The organism is Pseudaestuariivita atlantica, assembly GCF_001205715.1.
GTDB lineage: Bacteria > Pseudomonadota > Alphaproteobacteria > Rhodobacterales > Rhodobacteraceae > Pseudaestuariivita > Pseudaestuariivita atlantica.
Genome location: NZ_AQQZ01000003.1, coordinates 388,519 through 412,850, shown reverse-complemented (window position 1 = coordinate 412,850; position 24,332 = coordinate 388,519). Strand labels below are relative to the sequence as shown.

The following is a 24,332-nucleotide window of genomic DNA, read 5'->3' as shown; positions in this document are numbered from 1 at the left end:
TCAGTCGACGTTCAGGAAGTCCAGCATCGCCCGCGCCACGGTATCGGGCTGATCCCAGTGCAGCGCGTGCCCCGCCCCGTCGATGATGCGAACCTCGCAATCCGGCATGTCCGACAGGTGGCCCGGTGCCGTGGTGACGGGGACAAGCCTGTCCTCGGTCGCGAACAGCGCCAGCGTGGGCGTGTCGATCAGGTTCATGCCTTGCACCGGCGCCCCGGATTTGAGCGCCACGACCTGGTGGTACATGCCGTCGAGAGTCTGCGCGTGCGGGTAGGCGAGGCTGGCGGCGATGGCCGCTTCGACCCGCGCGGGGTCGTCGAAGAACGGCGACGCGAACAGCCATGGAAAGAGCGCGCGCAGGTACCCGTCGCCGGGCGAGGTCTTGCGGATCTGCAGCAGGCTGTCGAACACGGCGCAGTTGATGCGCGGGAAGCGCGGCATGACCGCCGACAGGACCATGCGCCGGATGCGCGCCGGGTGGCGCTGCGCAAGGTCGAGCGCGACGCGGCTGCCCATCGAGTGGCTGACGAGATCGACCTGTGCGAGGCCGAGGTGATCGAGCAGCGCGATGGTGTCGGCGGTGACCGCCTCGACCGAGGTGGGCAGGACGGGTGACCGGCCCGCACAGCGCGGATCGGGCCGCAACAGCCGGCGTTCCGCGATCAGCGCCGGCGCGATGGGCCCCCAGCTGGCGCTGTCGGACATCATGCCGGGAAGCGCGACAATGGCCGGGCGGCCCTGCGCATCGCCCTGATCCTCGTAATGGAAAAGGTGCGACTGGTGCGTGTAGACGGGCATCAGCCGGGCAGGTCGCGATAGGCGGGCAAAAGGTCGCCGGGCGCGGGGGTGGCATGGTAGACGCCCCGCGCGATGGCGCGGGCAAGGCAGAGGCTGGCCGCATGTCCCAGCATCTGCAGGTCGCCCGGCGTGGCGGGCCGCGCGCGGGTGGAGACGGCGAAGACAAGGTCTCCGTCGCCGGGGCTGTGGGCCGGGACGATGGCGCGGGCGATCCCGTCATGCGCGGCCACGGCCACGCGGTGGGCCTGCGCCTTGGTCAGCGTCACGTCGGTGGCGACGATCGCGATGGTGGTGTTGGCGCCCTCCGGTGTGCCAAGCGACATGGCCACCAGCTTGCGCGAGGGTTCGGGCGTGCCGAGCCCCGTTTGTGCCGAGGGGCCGAGGCCGCCGAATTCCCCGTCCTGCTCAAACGGGGCGGCCCAGAAATGCGCGCCGCCTGGCACCGTCACCGATCCCATCGGGTTGACCACGGCAAGCGCGCCCACGGTTGCGCCCGAAGGCATCCGCGCCGAGGCGCTGCCGAGCCCACCCTTGCACATCGCCGCCAGCGCGCCGGTTCCGGCGCCGACCGAGCCAAGCGCGAACTCGGTGCCCGCCGCGTCATGGGCTGCGGCGCCGAGCGCGGGATAGGGCGAGGCCTGCCAGTCCTTGTTGCCGCCGTTCAGGAGGTCGAAGATGATCGCCGCCGGCACGATGGGCACGCGGACCGGGCCGACGGGGAACCCTCGTCGCACCTTGCGGAGCGCCTCGGTCACGCCGGTGGCGGCGTCGAGCCCGAACGCCGACCCGCCCGACAGGACGATGGCGTCGACATCCTCGACCGACTTGTCGGGTGCGAGCAGATCGGTCTCCCGCGTGCCGGGTGCGCCTCCCATCACGTGGACCGCCGCGAGAAAGGGTGCGTCCGCCGTCAGCACCGTGGTGCCGGATTTGAGCGTTGCGTCCTGGGCATGGCCGACGCGCAGGCCGGCGATGTCGGTCAGGAGGTTCCGGGGGCCGGGTGTCATGCGCGCCGCCCTTGTCCGGGCGAGGGGCGCATGGGGCGGGCCGGCCCTCCGGGGGACATATTTGTCAAAGAGAAGAAGGACATCAGATACAGCGGCCGCCGTCGACTTCCATGCAGACGCCGGTGATCATCGAGGCTTCGTCCGAGCAGAGGAAGCAGGCGGCGTTGCCCATGTCCTCGGGGGTGGAGAAACGTCCAAGCGGGATGGTGGAGAGGAATTTGGCGCGGATTTCGGGGGTGTCCTCGCCCATGAAGCTTTTCAGCAGCGGGGTTTCGCCGGCGACGGGGTTGATCGCGTTGACGCGGAGGCCATCTGGGGCGAGTTCGACCGCCATGGCGCGGGTGGCGGTGATCATCCATCCCTTGGACGCGTTGTACCAGTTGAGGCGCGGGCGGGGGGAGACGCCTGCCGTCGAGGCGACGTTGAGGATGTTCGCGCCGGGATTGGTGCGCATGAAGGGCAGGGCGTGGCGGGCGGTCAGGTAGACCGATTTGCAGTTGACGGCAAAGACGCGGTCGAACTCGTCCTCGCCGATGCTGTCGAGCGCGGCGGGCAGGTGGGTCACGCCCGCGTTGTTCACGAGGATGTCGATGCGGCCATGGGCGGCCATCGTGGCGGTGACCATGTCGCGGACGCTGTCGGACTGGCTGACATCGACGGTCTGCGCGGTGCCGTCGATTTCGGTGGCGATGGCCGTTGCGGCCTCGGTATCGATGTCGGCCACGATGACGTGCGCGCCTTCGGACGCGAACTTGCGCGCGATGCCCGCGCCGAAACCGGAGCCCGCGCCGGTCACGATGGCGATCTTGTCTTGCAGGCGCATGTCCGGCCCCTTTTTCCTGACGGTGGCAGGCTAGGGCGATGGGTGCATGGGCTCAAGCTGTTTCAGGCAGGTGGCAGGTGTCAGGCGCTGAGGGCGAAGTCGGTGTCTTCCAGTCCAAGCCGCGCGCGCAATGCCGTGGGCAGATGGCGGCGGGCGGAGATGCGGGGGAGCGGCATCTCGGGGATGAGCCGTTCGGCGCCGTGGAGCGCGAGGTAGTCGACGTGGTTGTCATAGGCCGCGCGGCCTGTGTAGTCGACGAAGCTTTCCGCGGGCAGGCCGTTGGCGAGGAGGGCCGAGTGCGCGTCCAGTTCCACATGCCAGTAGGTGAACTCGCGCGGCATCTCTTCCGCTTGCAGGAAACGGATGGTGGCGCCGTTCACGAGGGCGGAGGCGTTGACGAGCAGGCCGTCCATCACCAGCGCGTGGTCGGCGGTCAGGGTCAGGTCGGTGTGCGGCAGGCCCTCTCCCAGTGCCCCGGCCTCGATCCGGACGGGGAGGCGGCTGGCGGGCATGGACAGGTTCACCGCGTCCGCGCGCATCGTTTGCCGCGCGACCCAGCGGACAGGGGCGGTGGAGCCATTGGCCAGCGTGACGTGCGCGCCGGGTTCCAGTGTCTCGATGGCGCGTTCACCGTGAGGCGTGGCGATCAGGGTGCTGGTGAGGAAGCAGTTGACCACGACCGCGTTCTCGCCGGTATTCGTGAACCCGATCGTGTTGGGGTCGGTCCCGGCAAAGGAAGACAGGTCATCATCGGCCGTGTTGTAAGGAATGCTGTATACGGGGCCCTGGTTGAAAACTGCGTAGGAATTCCCGTTCAGGATGATCGTGAATCCGGTATAAGTGCTAGTGGCTTCCCCGAAATAATCGGTCGTGTCGATGTTGTTGTCACTGTTGGCATCGATCACGTCAACGTCCACCGGAGAGTTCCTGTCGATAAAGTTGCCGGATGCCGTAAGCGTGCTGCCCGAAATCGAGCCGAGGAAAAAAAGATAATCGTCCGCTGTGAAATTGGCCATGTCAGCGCCCTGATGCCTGGGAAACAGTCATTCCTCAGGATAGCTGCGCCTGATGCCCCCAGGTCAACTGAAAAATTGCGGCCCGATCAGGCGCTGAGGGCGAAGTCGGTGTCCTCCAGTCCCAACTGGATACGCAAGGCGGCGGGCAGGTGACGGCGGGCGGAGATGCGGGGCAGGGGCATCTCGGGGATGAGCCGTTCGGCGCCGTGGAGCGCGAGGTAGTCGGCGTGGTTGTCATAGGCCGCGCGGCCCGTGTAATCGACGAAGCTTTCCGCGGGCAGGCCGTTGGCGAGGATGGCCGAATGCGCGTCCAGTTCCACATGCCAGTAGGTGAATTCGCGCGGCATGTCGTCGGCTGTCAGGAAGCGGATGGTGGAGCCGTTCACGAGGGCGGAGGCGTTGACGAGCAGTCCGTCCATCACCAGCGCGTGGTCGGCGGTCAGCGTCAGGTCGGTGTGCGGCAGGCCGTTGCCCAGTGCCCCGGCCTCGATCCGGACGGGCAGGCGATTGGCGGGGATCGACAGGTTCACCGCGTCCGCGCGCATCGTTTGCCGTGCGACCCAGCGGATGGTGGCGGCGGTGCCGTCGGCCAGCGTGACATGCGCGCCCGGCTCCAGTGTCTCGATGGCACGCTCTCCGTCCGGGGTGGCGATGAGTGTACCGGTGAGGAAGCAGTTGACCACGACCGCGTCATTGGGGGTTGCTGTAAAGCCGATCGTGTCGGGATCCACGCCATCGAACCCGGAGAGGTCGGTTTCGTTGCTGTTGTAGGGGATGTAGTAACCCGCACCCCCATTGAAAAAGACGGCGTAGTCGTCGCCGTTCAGTCGGATCGTGTAGCCGGAATAGTCGATCTGGAATGCAGCCGATCCCCAGGTATCGACCGCATCGATGTTCCCATCCATGTTCGTGTCAATAACGGTCGAGGTGAAACCTGAATCTCCGAAATTACCGACTGCGGTCAGGTTGCCGCCGGAGGTTTCTCCGTTGAACGTGAGAATCCGGTTCGCTGCGAAGTTTGCCATGAATTTTCCCCACCAAAATTTAAACTATTACATATATTGTGGGGCGTTGCGACGCGAAGGATTTGGCTCCGGGTTCTGCTTTAAAGTATGAAAAGGGGCGAGGGCGTTGCAAAAAAGTCTTACTTCTGGCGGGGGATGTTGCCTTTTTCTCAGGCATACCGGGAAGAATATCGGTGGTTTGCAACTTTGCCCTGTGCTGCCTTGCCGAGTGTCAGGATCTGGTAAACTTGGGAGCAGGCCGTCAATAGGTGGCGCGGCCGCCCGAGGCGTCAAAGCAGCAGCCGGTCGTGAAGGAGGCCTCGTCGGAGGCGAGCCAGCAGACCATCGCGGCGATCTCGTTCACCGTGCCGAAGCGGTTCATGGGGATCTTGGATTTCATGAAGGCGATGTGATCCTCGGTCATCTGGTCGAAGATCGCGGTGGCGACGGCGGCGGGGGCGACGCAGTTCACGGTGACGCCGGCGGTGGCGAGTTCTTTGCCAAGCGATTTGGTCAGGCCGATCACGGCGGCCTTGGACGAGGAATAGGCGGGCGCGTTGGGGTTGCCTTCCTTGCCCGCGACCGAGGCCATGTTGATGATCCGCCCGTGCCCCTTGGCCGCCATCAGGGGTGCCGCGGCGCGGTTGCAGTAGAACAGGCCGTGGACGTTGAGGTTGTAGACCTTCAGCCAGTCCTCGACCGGGTAGTCCCACGTGGTGACGTTTGGCCCGGTGATCCCGGCGGAGCAGATCAGGATGTCCGGCGCGTCCTCGGCCATGGCCTCGGCGACCGCGGAGTGGTCGGTGACGTCGATTTGCCGCCCGCCGGGGGCGAGATCCCAGATCGTGACCTCCGCGCCTTCGGCGGTCAGGCGGTCGGCGATCGCCGCCCCGATGCCCGAGGCGCCCCCGGTCACGACGGCGCGGCGGCCCTTGAAGCGGTTTTCGAAGATCATGGCGCGGCCTTTCTGTAGGTGCCTGCATCTGATGGCAGCAGGGCGCGGGAGTCGAGAGCGAGGCGCGTGTCAGCCGTGCAGCGCTGCGACGGTCTTGAGCGTCGAGAAGCCGTAAAGCGCCTCGAACCCCTTCTCGCGGCCATGGCCCGACTTGCCGATGCCGCCGAAGGGAAGTTCGACCCCGCCGCCCGCGCCGTAATTGTTGATGAAGACCTGCCCCGAGCGCAGCGCGCGGGCCATGCGCATCTGACGTGCGCCATCGCGGGTCCAGACGCTGGCGACAAGGCCGTAATCGGTGCCGTTGGCGATGGCCGTGGCCTCGGCCTCGTCGCGGAAGGGCAGGATGACCTGCACGGGGCCGAAGATCTCTTGCTGGGCCAGCGGGTGGGACGGGTCGGTGCCTGCGTAAAGGCGGGGGGTGACGTAGTGGCCGGTGTCGGGTGCGTTTGCGACCATCGTGCCCTGGGCGACGAGGTCGAGGCCGGTGTCCTGCGCGAGGAAGCCTTCGACGCGCTCTTTCTGGCGGGCGGATATCAGGGGGCCGACGCGGGGATCGTCCATCGCGGGGCCGACGGTCAGCGCGGCATAGGCTTCGGCCATGCGGGTGGTGACCTCGTCGATGCGGCTTTCCTCGACAAGGATGCGGGAGGAGGCGGAGCAGGTCTGGCCCGCGTTCTGGATGCCGGCGTTCACGAGGAACGGCAGGGCTGCGTCGAGGTCAGCATCGGCAAAGACGACCTGCGGGGACTTGCCGCCGAGTTCGAGCGTCACGGGGACCACGTTCGCGCCCGCGGCCTGTTGTACCGCCGCGCCGGTGGCGACCGATCCGGTGAAGCTGACATGCTGGATGCCGGGATGTCCCGCCAGCGCCGCGCCCGCCTCGGCCCCCAGCCCCGGCACGACGTTCAGAACACCGTCCGGCAGGCCCGCCTGCGCGGCGAGATCGGCGAAGGCAAGCGCCGTCAGGCAGGCATCCTCGGCGGGTTTCAGCACGCAGGTGTTGCCCATCGCCAGCGCCGCCCCGACCGAGCGCCCGATGATCTGCATCGGGTAGTTCCACGGCACGATATGGCCCGTCACACCGTGCGGTTCGCGCAGGGTGTAGACGGTGTAGCCGTCGAGATAGGGGATCGTCTCCCCATGCACCTTGTCGGCGGCCCCGCCGTAGAATTCGCAATACCGCGCCAGCGCCACCGCGTCGGCGCGCGCCTGCGTGAGGGGTTTGCCCACATCCTGCGCCTCGATCCGCGCCAGCGTGTCGACATGTTCCAGCACCATCCGCCCGAGGCGCGACAGGATGCGCCCGCGGTCTGCGGCGGGGGTCCTCGCCCAGCCGCTCCGGCTGGTCTCGGCCGCGGCGACGGCGGCGTCGATGTCGGCGGCGGTGCCACGGGCGATGGCCCCGATCACCGACCCGTCCGAGGGGTTTTCCAGCGGCAGGGTCTCACGCGCCTCGCGCCACGTGCCGCCGATCAGGATTTTCGCGGGATCGAACCAGAGGTCAGTCATCGGCGGCTCCTTGGGTGAAGGTGAACTTGCAGGCCTGGTGCGGCAGGGCGGGCGGGCCGGTCTGCAGGTCGCGCAGGCCGGGGCAGGTGGCCAGCACGTGCCGCCAGAAGGATACCGCGCCCGGCATCGCGTTCAACTCCCACGCGCCGGGGGCCGCCGCGATGGCCAGATGCGCGGCTTGGGTGCCGATGCGCGACCGGCGCAGGGAGGGTCTGACGTAGAATTCGCATATCTGGGTCACGCCGTCTTCCACCGCTGTCGCGACAAAGCCTGCCGCACCGGGCGCGCGGATGCAGGCAAGGTGCACCTCCGGTTCCTCCAGCAGCTCTTGCGCGATCAGGTCGGGATCGAGGTCCGAGACGGCAAGTTCGGCGAAATAGGCGCAGAGGTCGGCGCGCATCACCGCGCGGTCGAACGCCCGGTCGAGCGTTACGCGGGGCGTGCCGTTGTTCGAAGGGGGGCTATCAGGCATTCAGCCCCGCGATCTGTGGCAGGCGCGGGGCGGCGTCGAGCAGGCTGCGCGTGTAGGGGTGCGACGGCTCTTCGAGCACGACGTCGGTCGGGCCGTCCTCGACGATACGACCGGCCTTCATCACCATCACCCGGTCGGTGATGCCGCGCACGACGCTCAGGTCGTGCGAGATGAAGAGGTAGGCGAGGTTCGTCGCGCGGGCGAGATCGGCGATCAGGTCGAGGATCTGCGCCCGCACCCGCACGTCGAGCGCGCTGACGGCTTCGTCGAAGATGATCAGTTCAGGCCGGATGATGAGCGCGCGGGCAATGGCGATGCGCTGGCGCTGACCGCCGGAGAACTCGTGGATGAACTTGTCCGCGTCCGACGGTTTCAGACCCACGGCAGTCAGTGCGCCGTCGATGGCCTTTTGCCGGTCGGCGCCGGTGGGCGGATCGGGCAGCAGGTGGAAGGGTTCGGTGATCAGCCGCGCGACCCGGTGGCGCGGGTTGAACGAGCCGTAAGGATCCTGGAACACGACCTGCATGCCCAGCCGCATGGCGGCGGGCAGGTCGGGGCCGACCCCGTGCCCGAAGGCGGCGATGCGCCCGCCCTGCAACGGCTCCAGCCCCAGAAGCGCGCGGGTGAGGGTGGACTTGCCGCAGCCGCTTTCGCCGACAAGGCCCACACGTTCACCCGCGTGGATCGTGAAGCTGACATCATTGACCGCGGTGACGTATCCGCGCGGCTGGAACAGGCGGCGCGGCAGGGGATAGGCGCGGGTGACGGCGTCGGCGGTCAGGATCGCGTCGGTCGCGCCGGTCATGGGCGGCAGGTCGGCGCGGTGGTCGGAGGCGGCAAAGAGGGCGCGGGTATAGGGGTGGCGCATCTCGGCCAGAAGCTCGGCCGTCGGGCCTTCCTCGACGATGCGGCCCGCCTGCATCACGGCGATCCGGTCGGCCATGTCGGCCACGACGGCAAGGTCGTGGGTGATCATCAGCATCGCCATTCCGTCCTCGCGCACCAGCCGCGTGAGCAGGTCGAGGATCTGCGCCTGCGTTGTGACGTCGAGCGCCGTGGTGGGTTCGTCGGCGATCAGAAGCTTGGGGCGAAGTGCAATGGCCATCGCGATGCCCACGCGCTGGCGTTGCCCGCCGGACAGTTCGTGCGGGAAGCGCGACAGCGGCTGGTCGAGGCCGACGCGGGCGAGCGTGTCTTTCGCGCGGTCATAGGCCTCCGCCCGGCTGGCGGCGCGGTGGATCAGAAGGGTTTCGGCCACCTGGTCGCCGATGGATTTGACCGGGTTCAGGGCGGTCATCGGCTCTTGGAAGATCATCGCGATGTCGTTGCCGCGCAGGGCGCACATCTGTGCCTCGGTCTGGGCGGTGATCTCGGTCTCATCCAGATGGATGGTGCCCGTCAGGTCCGACCCCGGCGGCAGAAGCTGCATCACCGACAGGGCGGTCATCGACTTGCCCGACCCGCTTTCACCGGTGACCGCGCCGATTTCGCCTGCCGCGATCTGCAGGGACACGTTGTCGAGGATCGGGGTGCCGTGGATCGACAGGGACAGGTTGCGGATGTCGAGGGTCATCGCGCCCTCCGCAACCGGGGATCGAGCGCATCGCGCAGCCCGTCGCCCAGAAGGTTCAGGCCCAGCACGGTGAGGATGATGGCGATGCCGGGGATGAGCGCGAGGTGCGGTGCGAAGCTGACCATTGTCTGCGCATCGGCCAGCATCCGGCCCCATGACGGCGTCGGCGGTTGCGCGCCAAGGCCCACGTAACTGAGCCCCGCCTCGGCCAGGATACCCAGCGAGAACTGGATGGTGCCCTGCACGATCAAGAGGTTGAGGATGTTGGGAAGGATATGTTCGGCGCTGATCCGGGCGGTGGACTTGCCCGCGACACGGGCCGACAGGATGAACTCCCGCGCCCAGAGCGACAGCGCCGCGCCGCGCGCCACGCGGGCGAAGACGGGGATGTTGAAGATGCCGATGGCAATGATGGCGTTGACCGCTCCGGGGCCGAAGACGGCAGTGATGAGGATGGCGATCACCAGCGACGGGAAGGCGAATATCAGGTCGTTGCCGCGCATGATGATCTCGTCCAGCCAGCCGCCCCGCGCGGCAGCGGCGGCGAGGCCCAAGGGCACGCCCAGACCCATGCCGATGCCCACGGCGACCAGCGCCACCGCGATCGACGTGCGCGCGCCGACCATGATCATCGATACGAGGTCGCGCCCGAAATGATCGGTGCCCAGCCAGTAGCCCGGCGTGCCGGGCGGTTTCAGCTTTTGCGCAATGGCAAGCGCGGCGTGGTCATGCGGCGTCCAGACGAAGCTGATCGCGGCGGCGGCGACAAAGACCAGCGACAAGATCCCGCCGAGGATCAGGCTGCGTTTCGCGCCGGGGGTCACGTGCGCGACCTCAGCCGTGGATCGACGGCGGCATAGGCAAGGTCGACCACGAAATTCACCACGATCACGGCAAAGACCAGCAGCATGACGACCGACTCCACGACGATCAGGTCGCGTTGCGAGATCGCCTGGAACACCAGCCGCCCGAGGCCCGGCAGGAAGAAGACCTGCTCGATGATGATCGCCCCGGCGATCAGGAACGAGAATTGCAGCCCGATGATCGTCAGCACCGGGATCAGCGCGTTGCGCAGGGCGTGGCGGTAGAGCGCCTGCCGCTGTGTCAGCCCCTTGGCGCGGGCGGTGCGCATGAAATCCTCTCCCAACCGGTCAAGGAGCGAGGAGCGCATGACGCGGGCGAGGATGGCCGCCTGTGGCAGGGCGAGCGCGATGGCGGGCAGCGTCAGCGCCTTCAGCCCCGGCCAAAGCCCGTTCTCCCACCCCGGAAACCCCCCGGCGGAGAACCAGCGCAGGTTGATGGCGAAGATCAGCACAAGGATCATCGCGAACCAGAAATTCGGGATCGCCACGCCAAGCTGTGTCGCGCCCATCACCGTCACGTCCCCGATGCGGCCCCGGCGCGCGGCGGCGTAGATACCCACCGGGAAGGCGATGGCGGTGGACAGGATCAGCGCGTAAATCGCCAGCGGCAGCGAGATCCAGAGCCGGTCCGCGATCATCTGCGCGACGGGCGTGCGGTAGGTATAAGAGGTGCCGAAATCCCCCTGCACCAGCCCGCCGACCCACGACAGGTACCGCGCGAGTTTCGGCTGATCGAGGCCCAGCTCGCCGCGCAGCGCCGCCAGCGTTTCCGGCTGCGCGTTGATCCCCAGCATGAACGACGCCGGATCACCGGGCGCCACCTCGATCACGAGGAAGATGACGACCGAAGCGATCGCCAGGCTGACGATCAGGGAGATCAGGCGTTTCAGCGCATAGCGGGCCATGGCGCGAACCTAGGGCAGGGGAGAGGGCGGGGGCAAGGCGTCAGACCGGCAGGGCGGGGCCGGATTTGACCTCCCGCAGGACCAGCTGCGAATGGGCGCTTGCGACCGAGGGATGCGCCAGCAATCGCTCCATCAGGAACCTCTCGAACGCGGCGACGTCGCGCATGCGCACCAGCAGGATGTAATCCTGCTCGCCGGTCACGGCGAGGCAGCGCTGCACCGCGTCCTCCACCCGCACGAACCGTTCGAACGCGGCGCGTCCCTCTTCCGTCTGTGACCGGATGTTGACGCTGACCTGCATGGTCACGTCGAGGCCCAGCGCCTGCGCATCCAGAAGCGCCACGCGGGCGCGGATCAGGCCCTGCCGTTCGAAATCCTGCATCCGCCGCCACGCGGTCGAGGGCGACATGCCGACCGCTTCGGCAAGGTCCTTGACCGGCAGCGTGCAGTCGCGCTGGATCTGGCGCAGAAGCGCCCGGTCGGGTTCGGACAGGGTTTGGGTTTCCATACCGAATTGTAGATCATTTCGGTATGAGGTTTCAACAATACCGCAATTTTCCGATAAAATGACACCAGAACGCGCCCGTGCGGAAATACCGTGTCGCCACAGCGAAAGGGAATTGTCATGGTCAAGAACCGCTATGCCGATGCGCCGCGCGCCGCGGATTTCACCATCGACCAGATGTGGAGCAGCTATACCGCCGAGGAACATGACCGGTGGGATCGCCTGTACGCGCGTGCCACCAAGGTCCTGCGAACCCGCGCCTGCCCGGAATTCCTGCACGCGCTCGACCGGCTGGCGCTGTCGGGCGGAGGCATCCCCGACATGGCCGAGCTGTCGGAGCGGCTGACACCGCTGACCGGCTGGCAGGTCGTCCCGGTCACCGACCTGGTGCCCGACGACATCTTCTTCGACCACCTCGCCAACCGCCGTTTCCCCGCAGGTGCCTTCATCCGGCCCGAGGCCGAGTTCGACTACCTGAGCGAGCCGGACATCTTCCACGACATCTTCGGCCACGTGCCGCTGCTGGCCGACCCGGTCTATGCCGATTTCATGCAGGCCTATGGCCGGGGCGGCGCGCGGGCGCTGGAACGCGGGCAGTTGAAGAACCTCGCAAGGCTTTACTGGTACACGGTCGAATTCGGGCTGATCCGCGGGCAGGGCGATCTGAAGCTGTTCGGCGCGGGCATCATGTCGTCGGTGGCCGAAAGCCGGTTTGCGCTGGAGGATCCCAGCCCCAACCGCATCGCGTTCGATCTTGAACGGGTGATGCGCACCGAGTACGACATCGACGATTTCCAGAAGACCTATTTCGTGATCGACAGTTTCGAGGATCTGCGCGCCGCGTGCGACGCGGATTTCGGCCCGCTGTATGACCGGCTGCGCACCGCGCCCGACATCGCGCCGGACGCGGTGATCGACGGTGATGACGTGCTGTGGCGCGGAACCGGATCGCGGGCCCGGTCTGTCGCCTGACCCGGCAGGGGCGAGGGGGAATTTCGCGCACCTCTCCCCTCGCAATGCGCCGCCCGTCCGCGCAACACTCATGCGCGTGAAGTGATGAGTGTGAGAGTGCCATGTCCAAGGTCTGCGTCTGTTTCGCCGGGGCGGTTGCGTTCAGCTGGGTGGTTGCAAGTGTCGGCGCGGCCCTGTTGCCGCTTGTTGCCGTGCACTACCTGTTCGCGCTGGGCGTCAGCGCGGCGCTTGGCTGTTTCGGGGCGATCTGTGTCCTGCTGGGTGTGCGCGCGATCCGCTGGGCACTGTTTCTGGATGACGCGTCATCGGCGGATGCCCGGCGCATCGCGCCCGCCTGAACGAACCCCCTTCCATTCCGGGCCCGCGCGGCTATAGTGTCGCGCATGTCGAATTTGGGTCTTCTGCTGGGTCTTCTTCTTAGCCGCCTCTGAGCGTGCCTTTCGGCGCGTCCGCTCAGAGGAGAGAAGACCGCGCCAGAGACACCCCCAACCGACACACAAATCACGAGACAGACCGATGACAGATACGACCCGCCCTGCGCCGGATGCGCAGAAAGACAAGGTTGTCATCTTCGACACGACCCTGCGCGACGGCGAACAAAGCCCCGGCGCCACCATGACCCATGACGAGAAGCTTGAAATCGCGGGGCTTCTGGACGAGATGGGCGTGGACATCATCGAGGCGGGGTTTCCCATCGCCTCGGAAGGTGACTTCCGCGCCGTGTCCGAGATCGCGAAGAACGCGAAGAACGCCACGATCTGCGGCCTCGCCCGCGCGGTCTATGCCGATATCGACCGCTGCTGGGAGGCGGTGAAACACGCCAAGTCGCCGCGCATCCACACCTTCATCGGCACCTCGCCCCTGCACCGGGCGATCCCGAACCTGACGATGGACGAGATGGCCGAGCGTATCCACGACACGGTCACCCACGCCCGCAACCTCTGTGACAACGTGCAATGGTCGCCGATGGACGCGACGCGGACCGAGTGGGATTACCTTGCCCGCGTGGTCGAGATCGCGATCAAGGCCGGCGCCACCACCATCAACATCCCCGACACGGTGGGATACACGGCACCGGTGGAAAGCGCGGACCTGATCCGCCGTCTCATCGCCGAGGTGCCGGGCGCGGACGAGGTGATCTTTGCCACCCATTGCCACAACGACCTGGGCATGGCGACGGCCAACAGCCTCGCCGCCGTCGAGGGCGGCGCGCGCCAGATCGAGTGCACGATCAACGGCTTGGGCGAACGCGCGGGCAACACCGCGCTGGAAGAGGTCGTGATGGCGCTGAAGGTGCGCGGCGACATCATGCCCTACACCACCGGCATCGACACGACGAAGATCATGAACATCTCGCGCCGCGTCGCTGCCGTGTCGGGTTTTGCCGTGCAATACAACAAGGCCATCGTCGGCAAGAACGCCTTTGCCCACGAATCCGGTATCCATCAGGACGGCATGCTGAAGAACGCCGAGACGTTCGAGATCATGCGCCCCGAGGATGTGGGCCTGTCGGCCACGAACCTCGTGATGGGAAAGCATTCGGGCCGCGCCGCGCTGCGCTCGAAACTCGAAGAACTGGGTTTCACGCTGGGCGACAACGAGTTGAAGGACGTGTTCGTGCGGTTCAAGGAATTGGCCGACCGCAAGAAGGAAGTTTATGACGACGACCTGATCGCGCTGATGCGCACCGGTAGCAGCGGGGACGATCACCTCGTCCTGAAATCGCTGGCGATCCAGTGCGGCACGGGTGGCCCGGCGGTGGCCGACCTTGTCATGCAGGTGGGCGACCGGACCGAGACCGCGGAAGAGACGGGCGATGGCCCGGTTGACGCGACCTTCAAGGCCGTTCGCGCGATCTATCCCAACAAGGCGCGGCTTCAGGTCTACCAGGTGCATGCGGTGACCGAGGGCACGGACGCGCAGGCGACCGTGTCGGTCCGGCTGGAGGAAGACGGCAACATCGCCACCGGCCAGTCGGCCGATACCGACACTGTCGTCGCCTCCGCCCGCGCCTATATCGACGCGCTCAACCGCCTCTATGTCCGTCGCGGCAAGGTGGGCGAAGACCAGCGCGAGGTTGACTGGAAAGTGGTCAGTTGATCGCGGGCACGGGCATGGCGCGCGCGGGCTGACTTGCCGTGCGCGCCGGGCCCTTGATAGCCTAGGGGCATGTCGCTTCCCGCCCTTGCCGCCGTCCTCTACGCCATCGCTTGCCTTGGGGTCATCGGCTTCCAGATTGCCCTGATCGCTGGGGCGCCATGGGGCAGGCTGACCCAGGGCGGGGCGCATGACGGCCCCTTGCCGCTCAGTGGCCGGATCGCGGCGGGCGTGTCGATCCTCATCATCGCGGCGCAGGCGCTTGCGCTTCTGTCACTGGTCGGGTTCTGGCCGCACTGGCCTGCATGGACGGCCTGGGTGGCGGTTATTGTCCAGACGGTGTCCTGCGGATTGAACTGGATCACGCCTTCCCCGCGCGAACGCGCGTTGTGGGGGCCTGTAACCAGCACCATGCTGGCCCTCGCGCTGGTGGTCCTGATCTTCGCCTGACGGCACCTAGCCATCCATCGCGCCGTCCCAGTCGTAGACCACGATCCCGGTCGTCTCGCGCGCGTTCAGCTTGCGGTAAAGCGCGCGGGCCGGGGCGTTGTCGGCCTCGGTCGCGAGCCAGATGCCTTTGCAGCCCGCCGCGCGGGCCCGGTCCATCAAACGCGAACACAGTTGAACCCCGATCCCCTGCCGCTGGTGATCCGGGGCGACGTCGACTTCGTTGAGGAAGAACGCCGGTGGTTTGTCCGGGTGCAGCAGCACGGTGCCGGTGGCGAAACCGATCACGGTTTCATCTCCTGTCACGAATACCATCAGGTGCCCCGGATCGGCGACGAAGGCGGCCAGTTGCGCGGGATCGACCGGGTTGTCGAATACGGTGCTGCCCGCCAGAAGATGCGCCGTTTCGGCTGTCAGGTCGTGGAATTGCATGCGCGCAGACTAGATCGCGGGCGAGGCCGACGCCAAGCCGGGCGTGCGGGCGACGCGCCTTTGCGTTGTGATCCGCGCATCGCGTAGACTTGTCGGCAGGTTTCCGGCACAGGAGGCGCGCGCCATGGCCGACCGCAAGCTCTATCTCGGCCCGCTGACGGACAACCGGCGGTGGGACAGGATCACCATCCGTCCCGATGACGTGATCGTCGTGACCCCGCCGAAATGCGGGACGACGTGGATGCAGACCATCGTCGCGCTCTTGCTGTCCGGTGACCCGGAAGCAGAGACGGACCTGTCCATCCGCATGCCGTGGGTCGACATCCGGTTCCGCGAGATCGACGAGGTGGCAGGCAGGCTTGACGCGATGACGCACCGGCGCTGCATGAAAAGCCACACGCCGATGGACGGCCTGCCGCTCGACGCCACGGCGCAGTACCTGTGCGTGTTCCGGCATCCGCTGGACGCGCATATCTCGTTCCGCAACCACGTGCGCAACATTCCCCTGACCCTGTTCGACGCCTGGTACCCCGAGGACGACCCGGACAATGTGGCCTTTCGCCGGTTCCTGGATGGTGGACCCGAGGGGTTTGATATGGACTTGATGCCGCTCGCCCATATCCTGCGGCATTTTGAGGCTGCCAAGGCGGTCGATGAGCGCCCGAACGTGACGCTGTTTCACTACGCCGACATGTCGCGCGATCTGGTGGGCACGATGGAGCGGGTCGCGCATATGTTGGGCGTCAAGCACGCGCCGGACGTGATTGAGCGGCTGGTGCAAGCCGCGACCTTCGACAACATGAAGGCGCATGCCGAGCGGTTCGCGCCGTCCGGCGGCAAGGGCTTTTTCAAATCGGATGACGGGTTCTTTCACAGCGGCACCAGCGGACAGTGGCGCGCGCACCTGACGGATGGAGAAATCGAGGCCTATGACGCGGTGATGGACGCGCACCTGTCGCCCGAGGACCGGGCGTGGCTGGAGCATGGCACAGGCTAGGGATCAGGCGTCGATGCGGCCCTGCCACAGCCGCACTTTCAGCCCGCCATGTGCCACGAACGGGCCGGGAGTGAGCGGCAGGCGCGTTGACTGGGCGAGCTTTTCGTCGCTGGTGACCAGCCCGACGGTCCAGCCCGCGAACCGCTCCTGCATGACCCGCCCGAAACTGGAATAGAGCGCGAAGAGGTCGCGGCGCGTGCCGATCCGGTCGCCGTAGGGTGGATTGGTCAGCACGATCCCCGGCGTGCCTTGGGGCGGCGCGGCTTCGGTCAGTGGCTGGCGGGCGAAAGACGTGAACCCGTCCACCCCCGCGCGTTCGGCATTGGCGGTGGCGGCCCGGATCGCACCCCCGTCCCGGTCGTATCCGAAAAACTGCGCGGGCGGCTGTCTGATCTCCGTCGCTTTCAGAACTTGCCAGGCGTCCGGGTCGAACGTGCTCAGTTCTTCGAACGCGAAGCTGCGGGAGCGGCCGGGGGCGAGGCCCGCAGCGATCTCTGCCGCCTCGATGGGTATGGTGCCCGAGCCGCACATCGGGTCGAGCACGGGTTGCGAGCCGTCGAACCCCAACTGGCGCAGGAACATCGCCGCCATGGTTTCGCGCAGGGGGGCCTTGCCGACCTCGGCCTTGTGTTCGCGGCGGTGGAGGGGCGCACCGGAGGTGTCTATCGAAAGGGTAACATGATCGCGCTCGACCCGAGCGAGGATGCGCAGCGGCGCCTCGGCGCTTGGCGTGGCCTGCGACGCCTCGGCAATGGCGGCGGTCACGCGTTCGGCCACGGCCCCTTCGTGGTAGAGGCGGGATTTACGGCAGACGGCCTCGACCCGGAAGGGCGTGCCGGGGGCGATCAGCGACGCCCAGTCGGTCGCGCGCGTCTCTGGCCCAAGCTGGTTGAGGTGATGCGCCTTAAACGCGCCGACCCGCACCAGCACCCGCACCGCTCCGCGCGACCACAGGTTGGCGCGCCAGGCATGCTCCCACTTGCCCTCGAAGGTCACCCCGCCATGCACCACGCGCGGGTTGTGGAAGCCGAGCGACAGCGCCTCGTCGCGCAGGGGCTCTTCCAGCCCCGGCGTCGCGACAAGGAAAATCTGGTGACGGTCCAATGCCCTACAGCATCGCGGGCACGACCTGATCGGGCGGGCGGTGGCCGTCCTCGAAGGTCTTGATGTTGATGATGACCTTCTCGCCCATCTCGACCCGGCCTTCATAGGTGGCCGACCCCATATGCGGCAGCAGCACCACGTTGGGCAGTTCGCGCAGGCGCGGGTTCACGTCGGTGCCGTGTTCGTAGACGTCGAGCCCCGCACCCGCCAGTTCACCGTTGCGCAGGCCGCGGGTCAGGGCATTCTCGTCCACGACCTCCCCGCGCGAGGTGTTCACCAGCACCGCCGAGGATTTCATCAGCTTCAGCCGCCGCGCGTTCATCAGGTGGAAGGTTGCGGGGGTGTGGGGGCAGTTGACCGACAGGATGTCCATCCGCGACACCATCTGGTCGAGGCTTTCCCACCAGGTCGCGCCCAGTTCCGCCTCTGTCTCGGGGCGGAGGCGACGACGGTTGTGGTAATGCACCTGGCAGCCGAAGGCGGCGGCGCGCCGGGCGACGGCCTGCCCGATCCGGCCCATGCCGAGGATGCCCAGCCGCCGGCCGGCCAGCCTGCCGCCGAGAAACGCGTTCGGGGCCCAGCCGTCCCACGTGCCCTTCTGCATCGTGGCGAGGCCCTCGGGGATGCGGCGGGTCACGGCGAGGATCAGCGCCATGGTCATGTCGGCGGTGTCGTCGGTCACGGTGCCGGGCGTGTTCGATACCAGCACGCCGCGCGACCGGGCGGTGGCGACGTCGATATGGTCGAACCCGGCGCCGAAGCTGGCGATCAGTTTCAACCGCTCGCCCGCGCCGGCGATCAGGCCGGCGTCGATCGTGTCGGTGATGGTGGGGACCAGCACGTCCGCCTCTTTCATCACCTCGGCCAGTTGCGCGCGGGTCATGGGCGTATCGTCGTCGCGCAGGCGCACGTCGAACAATTCACGCATCCGCGCTTCGACCACATCGGGCAAGCGTCGCGTCACGACAACACTCAGACGTTTTGATGGCATGCCGCCTCCCTGCCGCTTTGCGCGGGGTTCCCCCCGTGGCAAAGTGACGGCGAAGCAGAAAGGGCACAAGACCCTTACCCGATGATTTTGACAGGCAACTGGTCCCGATGAGGTTGGTTTTACGTCTTGCCGTTGCGGCAATCGTCGCGTTTTCGCCCGCAGCCCATGCTGACCGGGCCGAAACCGATGCCGTGATGCGCGGCCCGGTGACCAACCTGCCGATCCCGCGTTACGTGTCGATGAAGGTGTCCGAGGCGAACGTGCGCCGGGGCCCGTCGCTGAGCCATCGCATCGACTGGGTGTTCAAGCGGCAGAACATGCCGCTGACGATCACCCACGAATACGGCAACTGGCGGCGCGTGGTGGACCGCGACGGCGTCGGCGGCTGGGTGCATTACTCGCTTCTGTCAGGGGTGCGTACCGTGATCGTGGAAGAGGACATGCTGCAATTGCATGTCCGCCCGGACATGGAGGCCCCGGTCACGGCGATGCTGGAACTGGGCGTCGTCGCACGGCTGGGCAAGTGCGAACCGGACTGGTGCAGGCTCAGATCGGGTGGCTACCGGGGCTGGGCACCGAAAACCGCCCTGTGGGGCGTGGGCGCCGACGAGTTGCGCAAGTAGCGCGTCATTCCCACCAGCGGTCGATCATGGCGATGTCGTCGTCGGACCATCCGAAATGGTGCGCCAGTTCGTGCAGCGTGACATGCGCCACGAGTTCTTCAAGCGTGACATTGCCGCGTTCGGCCAACTCGTCGAGGATCGGTTCGCGAAAGAGCCAGATCGTGTCCGGCTGAACCGGCTGGTCCAGCACGGATTTGCGCGTCAGGGGGATGCCGTCGTAAAGGCCCGTCAAGTCCAGCGGGTCGTCGATGTCGAGTTCGTCAAGCACGTCCTGCGGTGGCCAGTCCACGACCGCGAGGTGCACCTCCGCCGCGCCTGCCACGAAGGGCGCGGGCAGCGCGGCCAGCGTCTTGCGCGCGATGGCCTCGATATCGTCAAGCGTGGGATCGGCGGTGGTCATGGGCGCAAGCGGTAGGCCGCGCCCATGCAATGCGCAAGCGCCTTACAGCATCAGCTGGTAGGTCGAGGGCTCGTAGGCATAGCCGTCACCGCGCTTCACCACGTAACCCGTTGCCGGGAACGGCATGTGGTAGCCCGAGAAGGGCGTGCCGGTGGATGCGAGCATGTCGAGCATCCGCCGCCGCGTGGCCGCCGCCGCCGACTTGTCCATGTCGAACCGCACTTCCCAGTCGGGATGAGCCAGCGACCAGACGTAGTGGTTGGCGAAATCCGCGGCGAGAAGCATCGTGCGCCCTTCGCTTTCGAGCATGTAGGTCATGTGCCCCGGCGTGTGGCCGAAGGCGGCCATCGCGGTCACGCCCGGCGCGGCCGTGCCGCCGTCCTCGACGAAGGTGAACTTCTCGGAAAGCGGGCGCACCTTGGTGTCGAAGGCCTTGCTGTCGGACTTTGCCCAGTGGTCGTACTCGACCCGGCCGGTGACGTAGGCGGCGTTGGCGAAGGTTTCGGTCTCGCCGTCCATAAGGCCGCCGACGTGGTCGCCGTGCATGTGCGTGATGACGACCGTGTCGACCTGGTCGGGGCTGTACCCGGCCTCCTGCAGCGCCGCGCCGGTGCCCTGCGGGTTGAGGCCGGTATCGAACAGCACAAGCTGGTCACCGGTATTCACCACGACGGGCGTGAAGAAGAACTGGACCCGGTCGGCCGGGATGTTGGCGGCCTGCGATGCCGCTGCGAACTCCTCGGCGCTCACGTTCTGGCCGAAGATCTTCTGCGGCTCATCGCGCGCGGCGGTCCCGGCGAGAAGCGTGGTCACCTCGTACCCGCCCAGCATGACGCGGCGGTATTTCGGGACAGACATGCCCATCATCGGTGCCTTGGCCAGCGCGGGCGCGGCGGCGGTCGCGGCAAGTCCGGCCAGGACCGAGCGGCGGGTGGGCAGGAGAGACTGTGACATTCGGTGATCCTCCGGTTGTGATAGGATGGAGTATAGGGCGCGCGACGCCCGTGACGATCAAACGCACGTGATGGGTCAAGGGAGACACAGGCTATGGGCGAGGCAAAGACACGGCCAACCGGAGCCTCGGTCGAGGCGTTCCTTGATGCGGTCGGGCATCCGGGGCGGCGCGAGGACGCGCGGATTCTGGACGCGCTGTTCCGCGAGGCGACGGGCTGGACCCCGCAGATGTGGGGGCCGACGATCGTGGGGTACGGGGCCTATGATTACACCTATGACAGCGGGCGCACGGGCACGTTCCTTGCCACCGGGTTCTCGCCGCGAAAGGCGAACATGGTTGTCTACATCATGCCGGGATACGCCGATTTCGCGTCGATCCTCGACCGGTTGGGGCCGCACAAGCTGGGCAAGAGCTGCCTCTATCTTGGTCGCCTCGGCAAGGTCGATCCCGACGTGCTGAAAGAGCTGATCCGGGCCGGGATCGCCGATCTGCAGACGCGCTGGCCAGTGCGCGCCGCCTGACGACCGCCGGTCGCCTGACGGGCGGCTTTCAGGCCGCGATGCCGTCGGGGCAGGGCGCGGTCTCCAGCCGTTGCGGCAGGCCCGTCACCCACCACGCGGCGGGCGGTGCGGTGCGCGCGCGCTGCCGGGTCAGCCGCCAGCGCCCGTGCAGGGCGGCGCCGAAGGGGGCGGCGGCGGGCGGCTGATGTGCCGGGGTCATGTGCCACCGCGTCTCCACCCCCGACGCGCCGCCGGCATCGGGCGTCAGCATCAGCGCCAAGGGCGTCACGCCCGCGCCCTGCGTCGCGCCGGTTTCGGCGGCGAGGTGCAGCCGCCGCACCGCCGTCAGCCCCGGCGGGCCGGGCAGGTCGGCCACGACCAGCGGGATCGCACCCGCGCGCAGCGTCTCTTCCATGCACCACAGCACGTCCTCGTCCCGGCGGGGATGCAGGAAGGTGAAGCGCCCCGGCTCGGCAAAGGCGGCCAGCCCCGCGGGGTTCAGCGGATCGCTTTCCCATGCGGGCGCGATCCAGAAGACCGGCCCCTCCATCCGCCCGGCCAGCCACGCGGCAAAGGTGCGCCGGGACAGGCCGCAGGCCTCGTGCGCGCGACCGGGCATCAGCGCGACATCGGGTGTCAGGGAAACCGGCCTGTGCCGGGGAGTGCGGTCAAAGCGGGCGAATGTCATGCGGTCAGTAGAGCATGTTCCTGTTTCGTTCTCAAGCGCGGAGTGCGGGGCCCGGCAGGCTTGCGCGCATCCCGGCGCTCGGACAAGGTGCCGCCATGCGTCGCCGTTTCCTGACACTCCTGCTGGCCGTTCTTGCCCTGCTGCCCCGTCACGCAATGGCGGACGCGGACGACGCGCCGCTGCGCGTCTTTGCCGCCGCGAGCCTTGGCGAAGCCGTCGCCGTGCTGGCCGCCGATTGGGAGAAACGGACGGGGCAACAGGTGGTGACAAGCCTTGCCGGCACCGCGACCCTTGCCCGCCAGATCGCGGCGGGTGCCCCGGCGGATGTCTTCCTGTCGGCCAACGCCGCCTGGATCCAATGGATCGAGGACAAGGGCCTGACCGCCCCCGGCACCGCGCGCGTCATCGCCACCAACCGGCTGGTGATCGTCGCGCCCCGCGCCCGGTCCGCACCGCTTGACCTCGCGCCCGACGCGGTGCTGGCGCGGCTGGGCAGCGGGCGGCTGGCGATGGGGCTGCCTGATGCGGTGCCCGCCGGGCAATACGGACGCGCCGCCCTGCAGCACCTCGGCCTGTGGGAGGTTGCCGGGCCACGGGTCGCGGGGACCGACAGCGTGCGCGCGGCGCTCGCGCTCGTTGCGATCGGGGCGGCGCCCTTGGGCGTTGTCTATGCCACCGATGCCGCGGCAGAGCCGCGCGTCGGCATCGTGGCCGACATCCCCGCCGACGCGCATCCGCCCATCACCTACCACGCCGCCGCGCTGACGCCCGGAGGCGAGGCGTTCGTGACCGCGCTGATAGGCCCCGCCGCGCAGGCGCGGCTGGCCGAACTGGGCTTCGGCCCGGTCCCCGAGTGACCGCGATGGGCTGGCTTGGACCCGAGGAATGGCAGGCGGTGCTCTTGTCGCTGCGGGTGTCGCTGGTGGCAACGCTGGTCGCGCTGCCCTTGGGCCTCGCCGTAGCATGGGCGCTGGCGCGGGGCCGGTTCCGGGGCCATGCGTTGCTAAGCGCGCTGGTGCACACGCCGCTGGTCCTGCCGCCCGTCGTTACCGGCTACCTGCTGCTTCTGGCCTTCAACCCGTCCGCGCCGCTGGGCGCGATGATGGAGTCGCTGGGCCTGCCGCTTGCCTTCCGCTGGACCGGCGCGGCGCTGGCGGCGGCGGTCATGGCGTTCCCGCTGATGGTGCGCCCCATCCGGCTGGCCTTTGAAAACGTCGACCCGGCGCTGGAGGAAACCGCCGGAACGCTCGGCGCGTCGCGCCTGCGGGTGTTCCTGACGGTGACGCTGCCGCTCAGCCGGACGGGGATCATCGCGGGCGTGGTGCTGGCCTTTGCCAAGGCGATGGGGGAATTCGGCGCCACGATCACCTTCGTCGCCAACATCCCCGGAGAGACGCGCACGGTCCCGTCGGCGATCTATGCCTTCCTGCAGGTGCCGGGCGGCGATGCGGCGGCGTGGCGGCTGGTGCTGGTGGCGCTGGTCCTGTCGCTGGGCGCGGTCGTGGTGTCCGAGCTCCTCACGCGGCGGGCGGCGCGGTGAGCGGGGTGCTGGATATCGCCATCGGCCACCGGTTCGGCCCCGACGGACCGGCGCTGGACGTGGCCTTTACCGCGCCGCCCGGCGTCACCGCGCTGTTCGGTCGGTCCGGGGCGGGCAAGACCAGCATCGTGCGGGCCGTCGCCGGATTGCTGAAACCCGACGTGGCGCGGATCGTGGTGGGCGAGCGGGTCCTGTGCGACAGCACGAAGGGCCTGTGGGTGCCCGTGCATCGCCGCCGCACGGGATACGTGTTCCAGGAGCCGCGCCTGTTCCCGCACCGCGACGTGCTGGGCAACATCCTCTACGGTGCGCCGGGCAGGTCGCTGTCGCAAGACGACGAGGCCATCGTCGACATGCTTGGCCTGCGCGACCTGCTCCGCCGCAATCCCGCGACCCTGTCGGGCGGGGAGGCGCAGCGCGTCGCCATCGCGCGGGCGCTGGTGTCGCGGCCCGACATGCTGTTGATGGACGAACCGCTCGCATCGCTGGACTCGACCCGCAAGGCACAGATCCTTCCCTACCTCGAACGCCTGCGGGCCGAGGCGCGGGTGCCGATCCTCTATGTCAGCCACGACATCTCCGAAGTCGCGCGGCTTGCCGACACGCTGGTCGTGCTGGACCGCGGGACAAGCATGGCCGCCGGACCGGCGGTCGACTTGCTGGCCGACCCCGCTCTGGCCCGGCATATCGGTGCGCTCAATACCGGAGCGGTGCTTTCGGCGCGACTGTCGCGCGCCGATGCCGGTGACGGGTTGTCCGAGATCGACCTGAACGGGGTGCGCATGCTGGTGCCGCAAGTGGCCGCAAGGCCGGGCGCGGCGTTGCGCCTGCGCATCCCGGCAACCGACGTGATGCTTGCCGCCACCCGGCCCGAGGGCCTGTCGGCCCTGAACGTGCTGCCCGTGCGGATCGTCGCGGTAGAGGACGGGCGCGGGCCGGGCGTGATGGTGCAACTGGAGCTTGCCGACACGACGGAGGGGCCGGTGCGCCTGCTGTCCCGCATCACCCGCCGGTCGGCGCGGGCACTGGACATCCGCGCCGGTGCCAGCGCCTTTGCCATCCTTAAAACCGTGTCTGTCGCGCCCGCGGCAATCGGCGGGGCGGTGTTGACCCCGTCGGGCGCTCCGCTATCTGCCGACGGCACGGTCCCCTGACA

Annotated in this window: 28 protein-coding genes; 10 read left to right on the top strand and 18 right to left on the bottom strand. The window is 67.8% G+C overall.

Features of this window, described 5'->3' with window-relative positions; genetic code table 11:
• The 12 genes from ATO11_RS08650 to ATO11_RS21800 form a co-directional block, all read right to left on the bottom strand.
• Entirely contained in the window at positions 1-798 is a 798-nt protein-coding gene (locus tag ATO11_RS08650) for an alpha/beta fold hydrolase (RefSeq protein ID WP_050530426.1), read from the bottom strand.
• Positions 798-1,805, bottom strand: a complete 1,008-nt coding sequence (locus tag ATO11_RS08645; RefSeq protein WP_050530425.1) for a P1 family peptidase — start codon at positions 1,803-1,805, stop codon at positions 798-800. Before ATO11_RS08645 ends, ATO11_RS08650 begins: the two co-directional genes overlap by 1 nt.
• An 82-nt stretch (positions 1,806-1,887) precedes the next feature.
• The gene (locus tag ATO11_RS08640) at positions 1,888-2,628 is read right to left on the bottom strand and encodes a glucose 1-dehydrogenase (RefSeq protein WP_050530424.1); all 741 of its coding nucleotides are present in this window, start codon (positions 2,626-2,628) and stop codon (positions 1,888-1,890) included.
• An 80-nt stretch (positions 2,629-2,708) separates the two neighbouring features.
• Positions 2,709-3,644 (bottom strand): Hint domain-containing protein, encoded by a 936-nt coding sequence (locus tag ATO11_RS08635; RefSeq protein ID WP_050530423.1) that lies wholly within the window; start codon positions 3,642-3,644, stop codon positions 2,709-2,711.
• 86 nt (positions 3,645-3,730) lie between these two features.
• Positions 3,731-4,549, bottom strand: coding sequence for a Hint domain-containing protein (locus ATO11_RS08630; protein ID WP_165586942.1), 819 nt, complete (start codon positions 4,547-4,549; stop codon positions 3,731-3,733).
• A gap of 361 nt (positions 4,550-4,910) precedes the next feature.
• Complete coding sequence (locus tag ATO11_RS08625; protein WP_050530421.1) at positions 4,911-5,603, bottom strand: SDR family NAD(P)-dependent oxidoreductase; 693 nt, start codon at positions 5,601-5,603, stop codon at positions 4,911-4,913.
• 69 nt (positions 5,604-5,672) lie between these two features.
• A complete protein-coding gene (locus ATO11_RS08620) occupies positions 5,673-7,112 on the bottom strand; it encodes an aldehyde dehydrogenase family protein (RefSeq protein WP_050530420.1) in 1,440 nt (479 codons plus the stop codon).
• Positions 7,105-7,584 carry a GNAT family N-acetyltransferase gene (locus tag ATO11_RS08615; protein ID WP_050530419.1) on the bottom strand — a complete coding sequence of 160 codons (480 nt, stop codon included), beginning with the start codon at positions 7,582-7,584 and terminating at the stop codon, positions 7,105-7,107. Before ATO11_RS08615 ends, ATO11_RS08620 begins: the two co-directional genes overlap by 8 nt.
• On the bottom strand, positions 7,577-9,157 hold the full coding sequence (locus tag ATO11_RS08610) for an ABC transporter ATP-binding protein (protein ID WP_050530418.1): 1,581 nt from the start codon (positions 9,155-9,157) through the stop codon (positions 7,577-7,579). Before ATO11_RS08610 ends, ATO11_RS08615 begins: the two co-directional genes overlap by 8 nt.
• Positions 9,154-9,981 carry an ABC transporter permease gene (locus ATO11_RS08605; protein ID WP_050530417.1) on the bottom strand — a complete coding sequence of 276 codons (828 nt, stop codon included), beginning with the start codon at positions 9,979-9,981 and terminating at the stop codon, positions 9,154-9,156. Before ATO11_RS08605 ends, ATO11_RS08610 begins: the two co-directional genes overlap by 4 nt.
• On the bottom strand, positions 9,978-10,925 hold the full coding sequence (locus tag ATO11_RS08600; protein ID WP_050530416.1) for an ABC transporter permease: 948 nt from the start codon (positions 10,923-10,925) through the stop codon (positions 9,978-9,980). Before ATO11_RS08600 ends, ATO11_RS08605 begins: the two co-directional genes overlap by 4 nt.
• 40 nt (positions 10,926-10,965) lie before the next feature.
• On the bottom strand, positions 10,966-11,433 hold the full coding sequence (locus ATO11_RS21800; RefSeq protein WP_050530415.1) for an Lrp/AsnC family transcriptional regulator: 468 nt from the start codon (positions 11,431-11,433) through the stop codon (positions 10,966-10,968).
• A gap of 117 nt (positions 11,434-11,550) precedes the next feature.
• Between ATO11_RS21800 and phhA the strand changes: the two genes are divergently transcribed.
• The 4 genes from phhA to ATO11_RS08575 all read left to right on the top strand — a co-directional run bounded on the left by phhA (position 11,551) and on the right by ATO11_RS08575 (position 14,949).
• The gene (phhA, locus tag ATO11_RS08590; protein ID WP_050530414.1) at positions 11,551-12,402 is read left to right on the top strand and encodes a phenylalanine 4-monooxygenase; all 852 of its coding nucleotides are present in this window, start codon (positions 11,551-11,553) and stop codon (positions 12,400-12,402) included.
• 101 nt (positions 12,403-12,503) lie between these two features.
• A complete protein-coding gene (locus tag ATO11_RS08585) occupies positions 12,504-12,740 on the top strand; it encodes a hypothetical protein (RefSeq protein WP_050530413.1) in 237 nt (78 codons plus the stop codon).
• A 178-nt stretch (positions 12,741-12,918) separates the two neighbouring features.
• Positions 12,919-14,502, top strand: coding sequence for a 2-isopropylmalate synthase (locus ATO11_RS08580; RefSeq protein WP_050530412.1), 1,584 nt, complete (start codon positions 12,919-12,921; stop codon positions 14,500-14,502).
• 69 nt (positions 14,503-14,571) lie between these two features.
• Positions 14,572-14,949, top strand: coding sequence for a hypothetical protein (locus ATO11_RS08575; protein ID WP_050530411.1), 378 nt, complete (start codon positions 14,572-14,574; stop codon positions 14,947-14,949).
• Between the two features lie 6 nt (positions 14,950-14,955).
• On the opposite strand, the gene ATO11_RS08570 is transcribed toward ATO11_RS08575, so the two are convergent.
• Positions 14,956-15,378 (bottom strand): GNAT family N-acetyltransferase, encoded by a 423-nt coding sequence (locus ATO11_RS08570; protein ID WP_050530410.1) that lies wholly within the window; start codon positions 15,376-15,378, stop codon positions 14,956-14,958.
• 124 nt (positions 15,379-15,502) lie between these two features.
• Between ATO11_RS08570 and ATO11_RS08565 the strand changes: the two genes are divergently transcribed.
• Positions 15,503-16,375, top strand: coding sequence for a sulfotransferase domain-containing protein (locus tag ATO11_RS08565; RefSeq protein ID WP_050530409.1), 873 nt, complete (start codon positions 15,503-15,505; stop codon positions 16,373-16,375).
• Between the two features lie 3 nt (positions 16,376-16,378).
• On the opposite strand, the gene ATO11_RS08560 is transcribed toward ATO11_RS08565, so the two are convergent.
• A complete protein-coding gene (locus ATO11_RS08560) occupies positions 16,379-17,479 on the bottom strand; it encodes a THUMP domain-containing class I SAM-dependent RNA methyltransferase (protein ID WP_050530408.1) in 1,101 nt (366 codons plus the stop codon).
• Between the two features lie 4 nt (positions 17,480-17,483).
• Entirely contained in the window at positions 17,484-18,470 is a 987-nt protein-coding gene (locus ATO11_RS08555; RefSeq protein ID WP_050530407.1) for a 2-hydroxyacid dehydrogenase, read from the bottom strand.
• 107 nt (positions 18,471-18,577) lie between these two features.
• Between ATO11_RS08555 and ATO11_RS08550 the strand changes: the two genes are divergently transcribed.
• A complete protein-coding gene (locus ATO11_RS08550) occupies positions 18,578-19,093 on the top strand; it encodes an SH3 domain-containing protein (protein ID WP_082176221.1) in 516 nt (171 codons plus the stop codon).
• A 4-nt stretch (positions 19,094-19,097) separates the two neighbouring features.
• Here ATO11_RS08550 and ATO11_RS08545 read toward each other — a convergent pair whose 3' ends face one another.
• Together ATO11_RS08545 and ATO11_RS08540 are read right to left on the bottom strand one after the other, a co-directional pair.
• Positions 19,098-19,493 (bottom strand): metallopeptidase family protein, encoded by a 396-nt coding sequence (locus tag ATO11_RS08545; protein WP_050530406.1) that lies wholly within the window; start codon positions 19,491-19,493, stop codon positions 19,098-19,100.
• A gap of 42 nt (positions 19,494-19,535) precedes the next feature.
• Positions 19,536-20,447 carry an MBL fold metallo-hydrolase gene (locus ATO11_RS08540; RefSeq protein WP_050530405.1) on the bottom strand — a complete coding sequence of 304 codons (912 nt, stop codon included), beginning with the start codon at positions 20,445-20,447 and terminating at the stop codon, positions 19,536-19,538.
• Between the two features lie 93 nt (positions 20,448-20,540).
• On the opposite strand from ATO11_RS08540, the gene ATO11_RS08535 reads away from it, so the two are divergent.
• Positions 20,541-20,969 carry a DUF1801 domain-containing protein gene (locus ATO11_RS08535; RefSeq protein ID WP_050530404.1) on the top strand — a complete coding sequence of 143 codons (429 nt, stop codon included), beginning with the start codon at positions 20,541-20,543 and terminating at the stop codon, positions 20,967-20,969.
• A 28-nt stretch (positions 20,970-20,997) separates the two neighbouring features.
• Here the strand turns inward: ATO11_RS08535 and ATO11_RS08530 are convergent, their stop codons facing one another.
• Positions 20,998-21,636 carry an ImuA family protein gene (locus tag ATO11_RS08530; RefSeq protein WP_050530403.1) on the bottom strand — a complete coding sequence of 213 codons (639 nt, stop codon included), beginning with the start codon at positions 21,634-21,636 and terminating at the stop codon, positions 20,998-21,000.
• Between the two features lie 95 nt (positions 21,637-21,731).
• Here ATO11_RS08530 and modA point away from each other — a divergent pair, with 95 nt between their 5' ends.
• Genes modA through modC form a run of 3 tightly spaced genes read left to right on the top strand, consistent with a single transcriptional unit; the run spans position 21,732 to position 24,330 of the window.
• Positions 21,732-22,493 (top strand): molybdate ABC transporter substrate-binding protein, encoded by a 762-nt coding sequence (modA, locus tag ATO11_RS08525; protein ID WP_050530402.1) that lies wholly within the window; start codon positions 21,732-21,734, stop codon positions 22,491-22,493.
• A gap of 5 nt (positions 22,494-22,498) precedes the next feature.
• Positions 22,499-23,176 (top strand): molybdate ABC transporter permease subunit, encoded by a 678-nt coding sequence (gene modB, locus ATO11_RS08520; RefSeq protein WP_050530617.1) that lies wholly within the window; start codon positions 22,499-22,501, stop codon positions 23,174-23,176.
• Positions 23,173-24,330 carry a molybdenum ABC transporter ATP-binding protein gene (gene modC / locus ATO11_RS08515; RefSeq protein ID WP_341271326.1) on the top strand — a complete coding sequence of 386 codons (1,158 nt, stop codon included), beginning with the start codon at positions 23,173-23,175 and terminating at the stop codon, positions 24,328-24,330. Before modB ends, modC begins: the two co-directional genes overlap by 4 nt.
• Positions 24,331-24,332: the final 2 nt, after the last annotated feature.